The following is a 14,171-nucleotide window of genomic DNA, read 5'->3' on the forward strand; positions in this document are numbered from 1 at the left end:
ATGATTGATTTTATTGCGCATAATCTGCCGCTGGTGATGTTCTCCAGCGTAATGCTGATGCTGCTGCTGGGTTATCCGGTCGCCTTCACGCTTGCCGCCGGCGGCCTCATCTACTTTGTCGTAGGCGTCGAACTCTCGCATATTTCCCCGGAAATCCGGCTTTTCTGGCCGCTCCTACAGAGCCACCCGGAACGCATCTACGGGATCATGTACAACGATACCCTGCTGGCGATCCCCTTCTTCACCTTCATGGGCATCATTCTCGAGCGGTCCCGCATGGCGGAAGACTTGCTGGACACCGTCGGCCAGCTTTTCGGCCCGATCCGGGGCGGCCTCGCCTATGCGGTCATCCTGGTGGGCGCGCTGCTGGGCGCCACCACAGGCGTCGTGGCCGCCTCCGTCATGGCGATGGGATTGATTTCCCTGCCTATCATGCTGCGTTACGGCTACAATCGTCCGTTTGTGTCCGGCACGATTGCGGCATCGGGAACGCTAGCCCAGATCGTGCCGCCGTCCCTGGTGCTGATCGTCATGGCCGACCAGCTCGGCCGTTCGGTCGGCGACATGTATGTCGGCGCTCTCTATCCGGCGATGCTGATCGTCGCGAGCTACTGCGTCTACGTCTTCGTCGTCTCCATGGTGAAGCCGGAATGGGCGCCCGCCCTTCCGCTCGAGGCCCGCACTCTGGGCAACGGCGTGACCTCTCTCCTAGTCATGATCGCGATATCGGTAGGCCTCTATTACCTCGGGCTCCACGTCCTGTTCACGGGCGTTCAAAGTCCGGAATGGCGTCTGGTAGCCGCGCTGGCATTCGCGGTTATCGTCGCTTACGTCGTGGCCCTGACAAACAGCCGGGTGGAAAAGAAGATCATCTCCCGGCTGGCCGAGCAGGTGATCATTGTTCTCATCCCTCCGCTTGCACTGATATTCCTGGTGCTCGGAACCATCTTTCTCGGCATCGCAACACCCACCGAAGGCGGCGCGATGGGGGCGACGGGCGCTCTGCTCCTCGCTCTTGCGAAGGGACGGCTGACCTTTTCGTCGATCAAGAGCGCGCTTGATGCCACCACGAAGCTTTCCGCCTTCGTCATGATGATCCTGATCGGGGCCCGCGTTTTCGGCCTGACCTTCTACGGCATCAACGGCAACGTCTGGATCGAGGAACTGCTGCTGGCTCTGCCGGGCGGCGAATACGGCTTCCTCATCGTGGTGACGATCATCGTCTTCATCCTCGGCTGCTTCCTCGATTTCTTCGAAATCGCTTTCATCATGGTTCCGCTGCTTGCCCCGGTCGCGGACAAGCTCGGGATCGACCTCGTCTGGTTCGGCATCATTCTCGGCATCAACCTTCAGACCTCCTTCCTGACGCCGCCGTTCGGCTTCTCGCTCTTCTTCCTGCGCTCCATCGCGCCGGCAGGGGCTTGGGTCGACAAGGTAACGGGCAGGTCCATGGCCGGTGTCAGGACGACCGAAATCTATAAGGGCGTCTTCCCCTATATCGTCATCCAGTTCCTGATGATCCTGGTCGTCATCGCCTTTCCGGGCCTTGTAATGGTCTATAAGACCGACCACCAGGGGGTGAATCCGGACGACATCAAGATCGAGATCCCCGGCTTTGGCGGCAACCAGGGCGGTACCAGTCCCCCGCCACTCGGTCTGCCGCCCCTCGGCAATCCCGGCAGCAGTGGAAGCTCGCCCCCATCCATGGGCCTCCCTCCGCTGGACTTCGGAGGCTCGTCTCAGACGGCGCCTTCGGGCAGCGCGCCGGCGGCCCCTTCGCTGGGTCTCCCGCCGCTTGATCTTGGTGGGCAGCAGCCCCAGGCCCCCGCTGGCGGACAGCCCGCGCAACCGGCGCCGCCGGCTGCCAATCCGCCCCCGGCCGGAGCGCCCGACCTCAGTCAGCCGCCCAAGATCAATCCGTAAGGGTGGCTTCTCTTGTCACTGGGCTGACGGGAGGTTATATTTCGGAGTGGAGGGCAGAGTTGGCGCTCTGCCCTCCCTTTGTTGCTAGGCTAAGAACTGAAATCGGACGGAGATTGACCAGCTCGTCCGATTTTTCCTAACCAACAATGTAATGATCAGTGGTTTTCGCCACATCGCACTACCTCTGGTTCGAGGGCAAGGCTTTTGCCTAAGTCGGTGAAGCCCGTCTTCACCGATGCCCCGGCTGGCCACGGAACGTGCTGCTTTAGCCCCCAAACATCGCGATCATAGGGGAACAGGTGTAGTTGTCGAGGGGACACAACCTGCCGCGTCCGACGGAATCCTTGCAAAGAAAAACCCCGGACCTTGTGGATCCGGGGTCTGTTGAAGCCACGCCTCAATGCGGGTGATCAGAGCTTGCCGTTACGCTGCTGGATCATCATGAACGTGTCGAAGGTATACTCCGACAGCTGCATCCAGAGATAACCTTCCTTCTTGAAGGCCACCTGGTCGTCGTAGATCTTCTTGAAGTCGGCGTTCTTGGACGAGACGTCCTTGTAGACTTCCTGAGAAGCGTTGTAGCAGGCCTCGAGGATTTCCTGGCTGAACGGACGCAGGGTCGTGCCCTGCGAAACGATCTGCTTGATCGCTGTCGGGTTCTTGGCGTCGTATTTCGCCATCATGCTGGTATTGGCAAACGCGCAGGCATCGGTCAGCGCCGCCTGATAGGCCTTCGGCAGCGAGTTCCACTTGTCGAGGTTCATGAAGGCGTGAATGACCGGACCGCCTTCCCAGAAGGCCGGATAATAATAGAATTTTGCGACTTTGTAGAAGCCGAGCTTGTGGTCGTCATAAGGACCGACCCATTCGGCCGCGTCGATCGTGCCCTTTTCGAGCGCCGGATAGATGTCGCCGCCGGCGATCTGCTGAGGCACGACGCCGAGCTTCTCGACAACCCGGCCTGCCAGGCCGGCGATGCGCATCTTGACGCCCTTGAAGTCGTCGACGGTGTTGATTTCCTTGCGGAACCAGCCGCCCATCTGGGCGCCGGTATTGCCGGCGATCATGCCGTAGAGGCCATGCTTGGCATAGAACTCGTTGAGCAGCTTGTTGCCGTTGCCTTCATAGAACCAGGAGTTCGTCAGGCGGGCATTGAGGCCGAACGGAATTGCGGTGCCGATCGCGAAGGTCGGATCCTTGCCCACGTAATAATAGGAGCAGGTGTGGCACATCTCGACCGTTCCGGCGCTGACGGCATCGGCGGCCTGCAGGCCGGGCACGATTTCGCCTGCGGCAAAAGGCTGAATGGTGAAATTACCGTCTGTTGCGGCGGCGACATGCTTGGCGATGTCTTCCGCGCCGCCATAGATGGTGTCGAGCGACTTCGGAAACGAAGACGTCAGACGCCAGGTGATCTTCGGGTTCGTTTGCGCGATGGCCGGAGCGGCAAGCACCGTTGCGGCGGCGGCGCCGGCACCCGTCACAGCTGCTTTTTTGAAGAATGAACGACGATCCATTAAATACCTCCCATAGAGACAAACCGCAGGGTTTCCGTTCCCACTCCCCCGGTCCTGGATCGAAGTAAACATGTTGGCCAGTGGGTTGCAAGCGCCGCCGCGGATATTCCTTAACGCCGATAGTCTTTCGTTCTTAGACTTTCGTCGTGTTCTGCTCAAACGAGATTCATAAAAGATTTCAATGGCGCAATGCTTATTCTTTGTGCAAGGCAAATGCGTGTGGCGGAGCCGGAACTTGACTTGCGGCACCTTCCGGCGTCACATCGACGAAAAGCAGTTCGCATGCCCTCCGGAGATACCGATGCCGAAACCGATCGTCGCATTGCCTGCCGATATCCGTGAACTGGATGGAGCGGTCTGGCATGCAACGCCCAACCAATATGTCCAGGCAGCGCTCAAGGTCGCGGAGGTGATGAGCTTCATCATTCCGGCCTTCGAGGAAGGCAACGATACAGACGCGATCCTCGACCGGGTCGACGGCGTACTGGTCTCAGGCTCCGCCACAAACGTCCATCCCTCGCTCTACGGAAAAGAAGCCGCCGAAAGCGACGGGCCATTCGATCCGGCCCGTGACGCCACGTCGCTTCCGCTAATCCGGCGGGCGATCGACCGGGGCATTCCATTGCTGGCCATCTGCCGCGGCATCCAGGAACTGAACGTTGCGCTTGGCGGCACGCTTGCCAGCGAAATCCACGAAACCCCCGGCATCTGGGACCATCGCAAGCCGCCGGTGACCGAACGGGACGGCATGTATGCGATCCGCCAGCCGGTTTTCGTCCAGGACGGCTCCTGCATCGCCCGCTATCTCGGTCTGTCGGGTGCCGTGCAGGTGAACTCGCTGCACCGGCAGGCGATTGCCGAAACCGCTCCGCGGCTGAAGGTGGAGGCGACCGCCGAAGACGGCACGATCGAGGCCGTTTCGGTGATCGACGCCAAGAACTTTGCCGTCGGCGTACAGTGGCATCCGGAATATTGGGCTGAAACCGACGCACCGTCGCGCGCCCTCTTCCATGCCTTCGGCGAGGCGGTGCGCGCCTATGCGGCCCGCAAAACCCTGGCCGACGTGGCCGCCTGAACCGTCAACAACGGCGCTTGTGACGTAAAGCGCCCCGCCTCAATGCGTCCGCGGCTTGTAGATGCCCGTCGACTGGCGAATGCGCATTTCCGGCTTGATGAGGTGAAGGCCGTCCGGCTCGTGGCTGCCAGCCAGCCGGTCGAGCAGCGCCCGCGCCGCAAGCCGGCCGACATCGGCCTGGCCGTTCGAGACCGTCGTCAGAGCCGGCGTCGCGATCGAGGCCTCCTCCAGATCGTCGTAGCCGGTGACGGAAATATCCTGGCCGGGCACAAAGCCTGCGCGGGCGATGCCGTTCATCAGGCCGATTGCGACGAGATCGTTCCAGCACACCGCAGCCGTCGGCTTCTGCGGCAGCGACAGGAAATTGACAGCCGCCTCGAACCCGCCCTGCTTGGAGCGGGGGCCCGGAATGCGCAGGTTCGGATCGACCTCGATTTCCGCCTTTCGCAAGGCATTGACATAACCCTGATAGCGGTCGCGGCCGGTCGAGGTCTGATCCGTGCCGCCGATCATGGCGATGACGCGGTGGCCGAGCCCGATCAGGTGATTGGTGGCAAGCGAGATGCCGTAGCTGTCGTCGCCGCGATAGGTCGGAAGGTCCACGCCCTCCATCGAGCGGGCAACGAGGATGGCCGGCATGCCGTTCTGCTCGCAGAGCTTCACGTCCTCCACCGGCGTGCCGATCGCCGGAGACATGATCACTCCGTCGCCGCCGAGCTGCAGCAGGGTTTCGATGAAAGTCCGCTGCTTTTCGACCGAATCATAATGGTTCGAGAGGATGAAGGTATGGCGGCTGCGGTCCAGTTCGCTTTCGATCGCCTTCAGGATTTCCCCGTAGAACGGGTTCATGATGTCGTGCACGACGACGCCGATGATGCCCGAACGCGAGGTGCGGAGGCTGGCGGCGCGGCGGTTGTAGATATAGCCCAGCGCCCGGGCCTGTTCCTTGATCTTCTCGCGGGTATCGGCCGCAACGAGCGGACTGTCGCGAAGCGCAAGAGAAATGGTGGCAGTGGAAAGACCGAGACTCTCGGCAATCGTCGACAACTTGACTTTCTGCGCCATGTCCCCCCGCCCGCGCCGGCCGGCATCGCCTCCCGATGCTCGAATTAAAGTTTAAATAAACAATTTAATCCGCAGCGACAAGAGGAGGAGTGCTTACTCGTCGGAAAGCGCCGGCTGGAGATTGTGTTCGACGGCGCGCAACAGCTTGAGAAGCGTGCGGACCTCCTTGTCGGACAGGCCGCCCGCCGCGAGCGACCCGCAATCGGCGACCGAGTGGCCGATCTGATCGACCGTCTGCCGGCCGGTTTCTGTCAGGTGGACCTTGGTGAGGCGGCCGTCGGTCTCGTCCGGACGGCGTTCCACAAACCCCTGCGCCTCCATGCGGCCGATCGTGCGGGTGATGGTCGGCGCCTTGACGCCGAGCCTGACTGCGAGCTGGCCGGGCGTCAGCCCGTCTTCTTCCGCCAATGCCATGACGACGCCGTCCTGTCCGGCATAAAGGCCGGTTTCCAGGAGGTTGCGCCCCAGCACGATGCGCATGGCGCGGGCGACCTGCGTGATGGCCGGAGCAAGCTCGGCCGCACAAAGACTGCCTGCGTCCTTTTTCTTGCCCGACTTGGCCTTCTTGTCACCCTTCTTCTTGCTCATCGGATCCGCCCGCTTTGTCCTTTCGGATTTATCTTTATATCGGTATCGCGCTATCCATACCGAAACGGAGAGTTGACCGCCAGATGCCGCACCCGCTGCCGCACTATCATGACAATGATCCGACGCTTGCGTCCACAGAAAGGCGTGACTGGATTGCCGTCCTGCCGCTTGGCGCGCACGAACAGCACGGACCGCACCTGCCCTTCGAAACCGATACCCTGATCGCCGAGGGGCTGGTTGCCCGGTTGATCCCTGCCCTGCCCGCCGGCCTGCCGGTGACCTTCCTGCCTGCAGAACCGATCGGTTATTCGGTTGAGCACATGGATGTGGCCGGCACAAAGACCCTTGGTTTCGACGAAGCCGTGAACCGGTGGCTCGGCATAACCGAGGAACTGCATGAAAAGGGCATCCGCAAGCTGGTGCTCCTCAACGCCCATGGCGGCAATTCGCCATTGCTGACCATCGTCGCCACCGAAGCGCGGATACGGTTCGACATGCTGGCGGTGGCGACGAGCTGGACGCGCTTCGGCCAACCCGAGGGATGGATCTCGCCGGAGGAAACGTCGCTCGATATCCACGGCGGCGATATCGAAACCTCGATCATGCTGGCGCTTTATCCGGACCGGGTGAACATGGCGAAGGCCGAAAACTTCGGTTCCCGCCAGTCGGACTATGCGCGGAAATTCCGGCACCTGCGCGCCTACGGGCCGCATGCCTTCGGCTGGAAGATGTCCGACCTCAACCCCAAGGGCGTCGCCGGCAATGCCGCCGCCGCGACCGCCGAAAGAGGCGAGCAGCTCATCGCCCATGCGGTGAAAGGCATCATTGAGTTGCTGGAGGACGTGACGCGGTTCGATCTGGAGATATTGAAGTAGCGGAAAGCTACACAGTCTGGCACAATGGGCTACACAGAGGGATGCATCGATGACGTTGAATATCCGGAATGAAGAGGCAGATGTGCTGGCACGAGAATTGGCACGCATCGACGGCACCACGATCACCGATGCGGTTATTTCCGCTCTGAAGGAAACCATCGACAAGCGCATCCGGCAGGAAACACCCCGTGAAACGGCGCGACGAATCCTGACAAAGCGCGGTCTCTCCTTCAAACCAGACCGTCGGCCACTGTCCTCCGACGCCTATCATGATCTGGATCATGATATCGGTAGTGCCTGATGTTCGTCGATGCCTGTGCGATCGTCTCCATGATGGCTGGCGAAGACACCGCCGAAGCCTATGAAACAGCTCTTTTAAGGGATGACGCTCCCTTCACCTCACCGCTGGCGGCGTGGGAAGCCATCATCGTCCTGTCGCGGCCGGACCAGCTCGATTGCCTTTACGGCGAAGCGGAAGGCGCGGTTGTAGAGTGGCTGGACGCCCGTGGTATAGATATTCGTGAAAGCGGATCACCCCGCGAACTCCTGCACTACGCCGTTGCCGTTGCGGAGAGACACGGCATCGGCCGCCGTTATCTCAGTAATTTCGACTGTTTCCACTACGCATACGCCCGGGTAATGGAGCAGCCGCTCCTGACACTCGACCAGCTTTTGAAGGATACAGACGCCGATACGCTGCCCTGAGGACAACGTGATCTTATAACATTCAAAACCCTTTGAACTCGTCCCGGCTTGCCCTTATATGAGGCGGACCAATACCGCGCCTGCGGGCGTATATAACCCATCGAGGTTTCCATGACCGACACAGCCACCCAGAAGCCTGTTCCCGTTACCGTGCTCACCGGTTATCTCGGCGCGGGCAAGACGACGCTTTTGAACCGCATCCTGTCCGAAAGCCACGGCAAGAAATATGCGGTCATCGTCAACGAATTCGGCGAGATCGGCATCGACAACGACCTGATCGTCGAGTCGGACGAAGAGATCTACGAAATGAACAACGGCTGCGTCTGCTGCACGGTGCGCGGTGATCTGATCCGCGTCGTCGAAGGACTGATGCGCCGCCCCGGCCGCTTCGACGGCATCATCGTCGAGACCACCGGCCTTGCCGATCCGGTGCCGGTCGCACAGACCTTCTTCATGGATGACGACGTGCGCGCCAAGACCGAGCTCGATGCGGTCGTCGCCCTGGTCGACGCCAAGCACCTGCCGCTGCGGCTCAAGGATTCCCGCGAGGCAGAAGATCAGATTGCGTTTGCAGACGTCGTCGTCATCAACAAGACCGACCTTGTGACACCGGAAGAGCTGGCCGTCATCGAAGACGTGGTGCGCGCCATCAACCCGACCGCCCGCGTCTACAAGACGAGCCGCTCCGGCGTCGATCTTGCCCGCGTGCTCGACCAGGGCGCCTTCAACCTGGAACGTGCGCTCGAAAACGATCCGCATTTCCTGGAGCACGGCCACGACGACCATGTCTGCGGTCCGGACTGCGATCACGATCATGGGCATGACCATCACCACCACGCGCACGACCATCATGACCATGATCATCATCACCATGACCACGACCATGATCACCACCACCATCACCACGGCGAGATGTCGCCGATCCATGACGTGACCGTGAAGTCGATCTCGCTGCGCGGCGGCGAGATGAACCCGGAACGGTTCTTCCCCTGGATCCAGAAGATCACCCAGACCGACGGCCCGAACATCCTGCGCCTGAAGGGCATCATCGCGTTCAAGGGCGACGAGGAACGCTACGTCGTGCAGGGGGTCCACATGATCGTCGAGGGCGACCACCAGCGTCCCTGGAAGGATGGCGAGAAGCGCGAATCCCGCCTCGTCTTCATCGGCCGGGATCTCGATGTCGACAAGATCGAGAAGAGCTTCAGGGCTTGCGAGGCCGTTGCTGCGTAATGCCGACAGTCGCACCGCTTGATCTCGAAGGCCATGTCGTCGCCGCGCATTTCCTCGGCGACGTTCCATTCTTCGCCACAGCCGCCGGCACAATCCACAGGCTCGACGGCGGCGAGAAAGTCGCCGAAGCCCATCAGGGCCTGCTCACCTGCATCCGCGACCCGTTCAGCACGACCTTGCTGACCGGGGGCGAGGACGGCAAGGTCTGCCGCATCGCCGGCGACGGCACAGCGACGGTCGTCGCCGAGGCGCCGCGCAAATGGATCAGCGTCGTTGCCGGCGGACCGCAGAACGCAGTTGCCTATGCACATGGCAAATCGAGCTTCGTGAAGCAGAACGATGGCACGCTGAAGGAATTCACCGAAGAGCGCAGCGTCGAGGCGCTCGCCTTCGCCACCAAGGGACTGCGCATCGCCGCCGCCCGCTATAATGGCGTCACGCTGCACTGGGTGGCAACGTCCGGCGATCCGGTCGACCTGGAATGGAAAGGCGCGCATACCGGCGTCACCTTCTCTCCCGACGGCCGTTTCCTCGTCACCACCATGCAGGAAAACGCCCTGCACGGCTGGAAGCTCGACGGCAAGCCGGGAGAGAACCGGCATATGCGGATGACCGGCTATCCCGCCAAGGTGAAATCGCTTTCGTGGTCGCCGAAAGGCAAGTGGCTCGCCTCGTCCGGCGCGCCGGCTGCGATCGTCTGGCCGTTCTCCTCGAAGGACGGGCCGATGGGCAAGGCGCCGCTCGAACTCGGCACTCGCGCAAACATCATGGTGACGCAGGTAGCTTTCCATCCTGCTGAGGAAGTGCTGGCGATCGGTTTCGTCGACGGGATGATCCTGGGGGTCAGGATCGCTGATTCGAAGGAAGCGCTGTTGCGCCGTCCCGGCAAAGGCGCCATCACCGGCATGGGCTGGAGCGCCAACGGCAAGCTTCTCGCGTTCTCGTCGGAAGCGGGCGATTGCGGCGTGATCGACATTTCAGCTTAAACAACACGGAAACCCGCGGCGGAGGAACCTCCGCCACGGCCTGATCCAAATGGGATATGGGCAGGCAGTGAATGTGGGGTGGTGTGCGTGTCAGGCTTTTCCGCCTGCCCGACCGTTCCGGCTTTTCCCGAAGAGCGGTTCCGGAGGGTCCAAATTCCGAAACATCTTCCGGGGGCTGGCGCCCTGACGGCGTTTCCCCTGCCTTTACGACCATCACCGGACGCCGGATTGCTTCCGTGACAGACCGGTTCGCGAACCCGGCTCCCTGTCCGATGACGCCGACAGAGTAGCGTCCTTGTTTGGACCGTGGATGAGGCGGGGAGGAATCACGCAGAGGGACATTGAATTCGCATGGCTATTTTTGGCATACTGCCGCAGAACGTCCCCGCTCACGCTTGCCGCACGACGCCGATGATCTCGGCGAGCATGTCATGCAAGTCGTCGCGATAGCCGCTGCGGGCAGACGGTCCGGTGTCTGCGGAGGTCATGACGACGGTCAGACCGAGCGATGGGACGACATAAACCATCTGGCCGCCATATCCCCAACCGAACTTGACCTCCTCGCCGCCGATCGTCCGGAGGAACCAGCCGTAACCGTAACCGTCGCCGGAAAAGCGGGAATTGGTGCGGGGCGTCCAGGACTGATCGATCCAGCCCTTCGAAACGATCTGCCTTCCATCCTTTGTCTTCCCTCCGTTCCGGTAGAGTTCTCCGAAAGCAAGTAGGGAACGGGCGGTCATGGCCATCTGGTTGCCGCCGAGATAGATGCCCTGCGGATCGCGCTCCCAGGAACCGATGCGAAAGCCGTCCACCGGCGCCAGCCACTCGCGTGCCAGCGCAAGCGTCGGCTTTCTGCCGACCCGCGTGAGGATCGCAGACAGCAGATGCGTCGAGGCCGTCGAATACAGCATCGATCCGCCAGGTTCTCCGTCGAACGGTTCGGAGAGCGCAAAGCGCACCCAGTTGCGGCTGGCGATCCAGCGTCCGTAGTTCGGCCCGGACATTCGACTGAGCCCCGCCTGCATGGACAGCAGATTGCCGATGGTGATGTCGTGGATGCGCGGATCGGGATTGGCCGGCAGGTCAGCCTTCAGGATCGGCGCGATCTTCTGGGCCGGCCCTTCCAGGAGCCGCTTGTCGATCGCGATGCCGACGAGGCAGGAAACGACCGATTTCGAAGCCGACTTGATGTTGGTCGAGGCATCGAGAGAATGGCCGTTGAACGCCCGCTCGGCGAGCATCGCTCCATTCCGGGAGACGAGCACGACCTTCAGCGGTTCTAGTTCCGCCGCCCCTTCGAAGACCGTGTTCAAGGTGACCGGGGGCTGAGGCACCGGCAGTTGCGACGCAGTCTGGGCAAAGCCGCGGGCAGCGGAAAGCGCGAAAGGGACGGATATCAAGGCGGCGCGACGTGTGAACATGCCGCAAACTAGAGCAGTATCCTTCGCGGGAATATGGCCGAACGGCGAGATTCACACGGAGGTGATCATGTGTGAGAGCTTGCCGCCTCCGCTGGTGCCAAATTGAGAGTTCTCAAGCTAGACGCCTTCGTCGGGGATGTTGAGAAGGTGGCCGCAGGCCTTGCAGTGTACGGCGTCGGTATCGTGCCGCTGCAGTCCGCATTGAGGACAGGGAAATTGCACCTTGTACGGCCGCACCACCGCTTGGGCGAGCCTGACGAAAAGGGAGATGCCGATGATCATGGTGATGACGGATGTCAGCTTGCCGGCGGTGCCGGGCAGCGTGATATCGCCGAAGCCCGTGGTGGTGATGGTCGCCACGGTGAAATAGAGGGCATCGACGAAACCCTCGCCGCCCTCCTCCCGGTAGAAGAAGGTGGTATAGACAAAGCCCGTGACCATAAACAGGAAGACGAGGAAATTGAGCGCGGCGCGGACCACGTCCTGAAGATGCCCCCAGCCGGCCCAGCGCAGGCCTTCGCGCAGGAGCGGGCTTTTGCCGATCGCCCACAGGCGCATTACTCTGAGGAAGGCGAAGTTGAACAGGGTCTCGGGAAACAGCAGCGTCGCGAGGATGACCGCGTCGATCCACGTCATCGGTCTTCTGAAAAATGTCCGGAAGGACGGGGCAGCAAGGGCCCGCGCCACAAGCTCGGCGGCGATCCATACCGCTATCGCATAATCGATGATCAGGTAGGAAGCCCCGGTCCTCAGATAGGGTCCGAGAAGAAAAAAGGCGAGGATGCTGAGATCGATGAATGCCAGGAGCGCCTGCCAGCGCAGAGCCCAGTAATCTCGGCCCCGCTCCAGGCGCTGCAGTCCAAGCCTCAGCGAGCTGAAATTTGGGAAGGTGGTTTCTGGCTGAGGGGTCGGTGTATCCATGAGCGGGAAATAGGCCTGCCCCTTTGCCAATCAAGCGGCTTTAAGCGCTGGTGCGACCAAGGCGGTCGGTCGTCATCATCACTGTGGAGTCCGCGCGGGAAGCGGTGTATTGACGTCCAGAAACCCGGTCGTGACGACCGAACCAACCCCGCGACGTCTCATGAGAGCCGACATCACCATGCCCAAGGCCCCCAAAACCGAACATTCCGAACTTGCCGGCGAATTTACCGAGGACGGCATCACCGTGCTTGTCGACATCTTCCGCCCCGCAGGCGGCAAAGGCGACTGGATCCTCGAGGTGATCACCGAAGAGGAAGACGTAACCTCGTGGGACGAGCCTTTCGCCACGGACCGCGAGGCTTTCGATGAATTCCTCGCAACGGTGGAGCGCGACGGTATCCGGTCCTTCTTCGACGAAACCGCGACCGATCCGTCGGTGCATTGATGAAAAAGGTCGAAGACCTGACCAACTCGGCCAAGGCGGTTCATGATCGCTACGCCGCCGGCCGGATGGAGCGGGAGATCGTTCGTCAATGGGTGCTGGGGTTGGGCGGCTATCCGGAGCCGCACGGAAAAAGGGTCCAGGAGGCATCCGCTTGGTTCAAGCCTCTTCGCGACGGCATGGATCCCGTCGAGTTGAAGATCGCCGATCTGGCCAGGCTGGAGGCAATCTACCGGGGTTGAGGCAATGCGAAATCCGTCGCATCTTTGGCTCCGCCGGCAAAAGCCGACGGAACCTCCGTCATCGAAACTGCTCAGGCCGAGATCAGGGGCTCGTATTCCTTCTTGAGGCGCTCCCAGCCATCCCAGAAGGGCTCCGTCTTGGTACCCGTCAGCCGGGCAGCGAGGACGTCCAGATGCATATGCCAGCCCGCGCCGATCATCAGCATATTCGCGCGGTCGGAGATGCGTCGGTGCGTGACGGTCAGCAGGACCTCACCGCCCATGGCCTCCAGTTCGAAGGAGACCTCGCCACGCTCTCCCCAGGTGAAGGTCATCTTGCGGGGCGGGTCGAGCTCTGTGATACGGCTCTGCATCCGGTGCTCCTCGGGAAAACCTTCGGGCCGGCTACCGGGCGGATCGGTCAGTTCGTCGTTGCGCCAAACGAGTTCGAAGGAGGAGCCCGCCTTCATCTCCATGTCGCCTGAGGCCAGCCAGCGGCGGCGCAGTTCGCTTTGCGTAAGGTAAGCCCATACCCGGTCTATCGAACTGGGGAGCAGGCGCTCGATCCTGATGGTGGCGGGCTCGGTTACCACGCCATAGGCACTGATGGCTGCAATGTCATTCATGTCTCGTCTCCTCTTTCGGTTTTCTTGGGTCTTGCTGCATCCTCCTCGCGGAGAAGTCTTTCGAGTTCGTCCAGCCTGTTGTTCCAGAACCGCTCGTAGAAGCTCAGCCATTCGTGGGCGCTGGCGAGCGGCCCGGGGGCAAGGCGGCAGATATGGGTGCGGCCGCGCACCTCACGGCGGATCAGCCCGGCATTTTCCAGCGCCTTGATGTGCTTGGAGGCAGCCGCGAGCGAGATCGCAAAGGGCTCCGCCAGCTGGCTTACCGTTCGCTCTCCACCCGCCAGGTCGCGAAGCATATGCCGGCGCGTCGCATCGCCGAGGGCATGAAAGACATTGTCGAGTTGGGGTGCGTATAATTCAACCATAAAGTTGAATATAGAGATGAGAATTCAAACAGTCAACCATATGGTTGAATATTTCTTCAATCGGGATAGGGGGGAGCCTATTGGCTCCGCCCCTCCCACACCACCCGGCATGGGGGTCCGCACCGGGCGGTTGGAGCAGTTGAGGTCGTCAGGCCCGTAGTTCTCCCGGCCTGGCGCCTGGGTTTGCTTATTCTGGTTCGGCGGATTT

The 14,171-nt window shown here is 61.4% G+C and carries 16 protein-coding genes; 9 read left to right on the top strand and 7 right to left on the bottom strand.

What is annotated here, in order from left to right:
- Nucleotides 1-1,923, top strand: coding sequence for a TRAP transporter large permease subunit (locus EDE05_RS21945; protein WP_105374200.1), 1,923 nt, complete (start codon nucleotides 1-3; stop codon nucleotides 1,921-1,923).
- 410 nt (nucleotides 1,924-2,333) lie between these two features.
- Here the strand turns inward: EDE05_RS21945 and EDE05_RS21950 are convergent, their stop codons facing one another.
- On the bottom strand, nucleotides 2,334-3,440 hold the full coding sequence (locus EDE05_RS21950; protein WP_105374201.1) for a TRAP transporter substrate-binding protein: 1,107 nt from the start codon (nucleotides 3,438-3,440) through the stop codon (nucleotides 2,334-2,336).
- 301 nt (nucleotides 3,441-3,741) lie between these two features.
- On the opposite strand from EDE05_RS21950, the gene EDE05_RS21955 reads away from it, so the two are divergent.
- Nucleotides 3,742-4,515 (top strand): gamma-glutamyl-gamma-aminobutyrate hydrolase family protein, encoded by a 774-nt coding sequence (locus tag EDE05_RS21955; RefSeq protein WP_132412622.1) that lies wholly within the window; start codon nucleotides 3,742-3,744, stop codon nucleotides 4,513-4,515.
- A 39-nt stretch (nucleotides 4,516-4,554) separates the two neighbouring features.
- Here EDE05_RS21955 and EDE05_RS21960 read toward each other — a convergent pair whose 3' ends face one another.
- A complete protein-coding gene (locus EDE05_RS21960; RefSeq protein WP_105374203.1) occupies nucleotides 4,555-5,580 on the bottom strand; it encodes a LacI family DNA-binding transcriptional regulator in 1,026 nt (341 codons plus the stop codon).
- A 93-nt stretch (nucleotides 5,581-5,673) separates the two neighbouring features.
- Nucleotides 5,674-6,168, bottom strand: coding sequence for a MarR family transcriptional regulator (locus EDE05_RS21965; RefSeq protein WP_105374204.1), 495 nt, complete (start codon nucleotides 6,166-6,168; stop codon nucleotides 5,674-5,676).
- Between the two features lie 83 nt (nucleotides 6,169-6,251).
- Between EDE05_RS21965 and EDE05_RS21970 the strand changes: the two genes are divergently transcribed.
- The 5 genes from EDE05_RS21970 to EDE05_RS21990 all read left to right on the top strand — a co-directional run bounded on the left by EDE05_RS21970 (nucleotide 6,252) and on the right by EDE05_RS21990 (nucleotide 9,967).
- Nucleotides 6,252-7,043, top strand: coding sequence for a creatininase family protein (locus EDE05_RS21970; RefSeq protein ID WP_132412624.1), 792 nt, complete (start codon nucleotides 6,252-6,254; stop codon nucleotides 7,041-7,043).
- A gap of 49 nt (nucleotides 7,044-7,092) precedes the next feature.
- Complete coding sequence (locus EDE05_RS21975) at nucleotides 7,093-7,344, top strand: type II toxin-antitoxin system VapB family antitoxin (RefSeq protein WP_105374206.1); 252 nt, start codon at nucleotides 7,093-7,095, stop codon at nucleotides 7,342-7,344.
- Entirely contained in the window at nucleotides 7,344-7,748 is a 405-nt protein-coding gene (locus EDE05_RS21980; protein WP_105374207.1) for a type II toxin-antitoxin system VapC family toxin, read from the top strand. The genes EDE05_RS21975 and EDE05_RS21980 overlap by 1 nt, the downstream gene beginning before the upstream one ends.
- 111 nt (nucleotides 7,749-7,859) lie before the next feature.
- On the top strand, nucleotides 7,860-8,981 hold the full coding sequence (locus tag EDE05_RS21985; RefSeq protein ID WP_132412626.1) for a GTP-binding protein: 1,122 nt from the start codon (nucleotides 7,860-7,862) through the stop codon (nucleotides 8,979-8,981).
- On the top strand, nucleotides 8,981-9,967 hold the full coding sequence (locus EDE05_RS21990) for a WD40 repeat domain-containing protein (protein ID WP_105374209.1): 987 nt from the start codon (nucleotides 8,981-8,983) through the stop codon (nucleotides 9,965-9,967). The genes EDE05_RS21985 and EDE05_RS21990 overlap by 1 nt, the downstream gene beginning before the upstream one ends.
- A 389-nt stretch (nucleotides 9,968-10,356) precedes the next feature.
- Here the strand turns inward: EDE05_RS21990 and EDE05_RS21995 are convergent, their stop codons facing one another.
- Nucleotides 10,357-11,388: a serine hydrolase gene (locus EDE05_RS21995; RefSeq protein WP_105374210.1), complete on the bottom strand. Its 1,032-nt coding sequence runs from the start codon at nucleotides 11,386-11,388 to the stop codon at nucleotides 10,357-10,359.
- A 117-nt stretch (nucleotides 11,389-11,505) separates the two neighbouring features.
- Entirely contained in the window at nucleotides 11,506-12,309 is an 804-nt protein-coding gene (locus tag EDE05_RS22000; protein WP_105374211.1) for a potassium channel family protein, read from the bottom strand.
- A 178-nt stretch (nucleotides 12,310-12,487) separates the two neighbouring features.
- Here EDE05_RS22000 and EDE05_RS22005 point away from each other — a divergent pair, with 178 nt between their 5' ends.
- Both EDE05_RS22005 and EDE05_RS22010 read left to right on the top strand, forming a co-directional pair.
- Nucleotides 12,488-12,754: a hypothetical protein gene (locus EDE05_RS22005; protein ID WP_105374244.1), complete on the top strand. Its 267-nt coding sequence runs from the start codon at nucleotides 12,488-12,490 to the stop codon at nucleotides 12,752-12,754.
- The gene (locus tag EDE05_RS22010; protein ID WP_105374212.1) at nucleotides 12,754-12,993 is read left to right on the top strand and encodes a hypothetical protein; all 240 of its coding nucleotides are present in this window, start codon (nucleotides 12,754-12,756) and stop codon (nucleotides 12,991-12,993) included. Before EDE05_RS22005 ends, EDE05_RS22010 begins: the two co-directional genes overlap by 1 nt.
- A 71-nt stretch (nucleotides 12,994-13,064) precedes the next feature.
- Here EDE05_RS22010 and EDE05_RS22015 read toward each other — a convergent pair whose 3' ends face one another.
- Nucleotides 13,065-13,598: an SRPBCC family protein gene (locus EDE05_RS22015; RefSeq protein WP_132412628.1), complete on the bottom strand. Its 534-nt coding sequence runs from the start codon at nucleotides 13,596-13,598 to the stop codon at nucleotides 13,065-13,067.
- Nucleotides 13,595-13,963 (bottom strand): metalloregulator ArsR/SmtB family transcription factor, encoded by a 369-nt coding sequence (locus tag EDE05_RS22020; protein WP_105374214.1) that lies wholly within the window; start codon nucleotides 13,961-13,963, stop codon nucleotides 13,595-13,597. Before EDE05_RS22020 ends, EDE05_RS22015 begins: the two co-directional genes overlap by 4 nt.
- Nucleotides 13,964-14,171: the final 208 nt, after the last annotated feature.

Origin of the sequence: Neorhizobium sp. R1-B, from assembly GCF_004368875.1 — a bacterium.
Classification (GTDB): domain Bacteria; phylum Pseudomonadota; class Alphaproteobacteria; order Rhizobiales; family Rhizobiaceae; genus Neorhizobium; species Neorhizobium huautlense.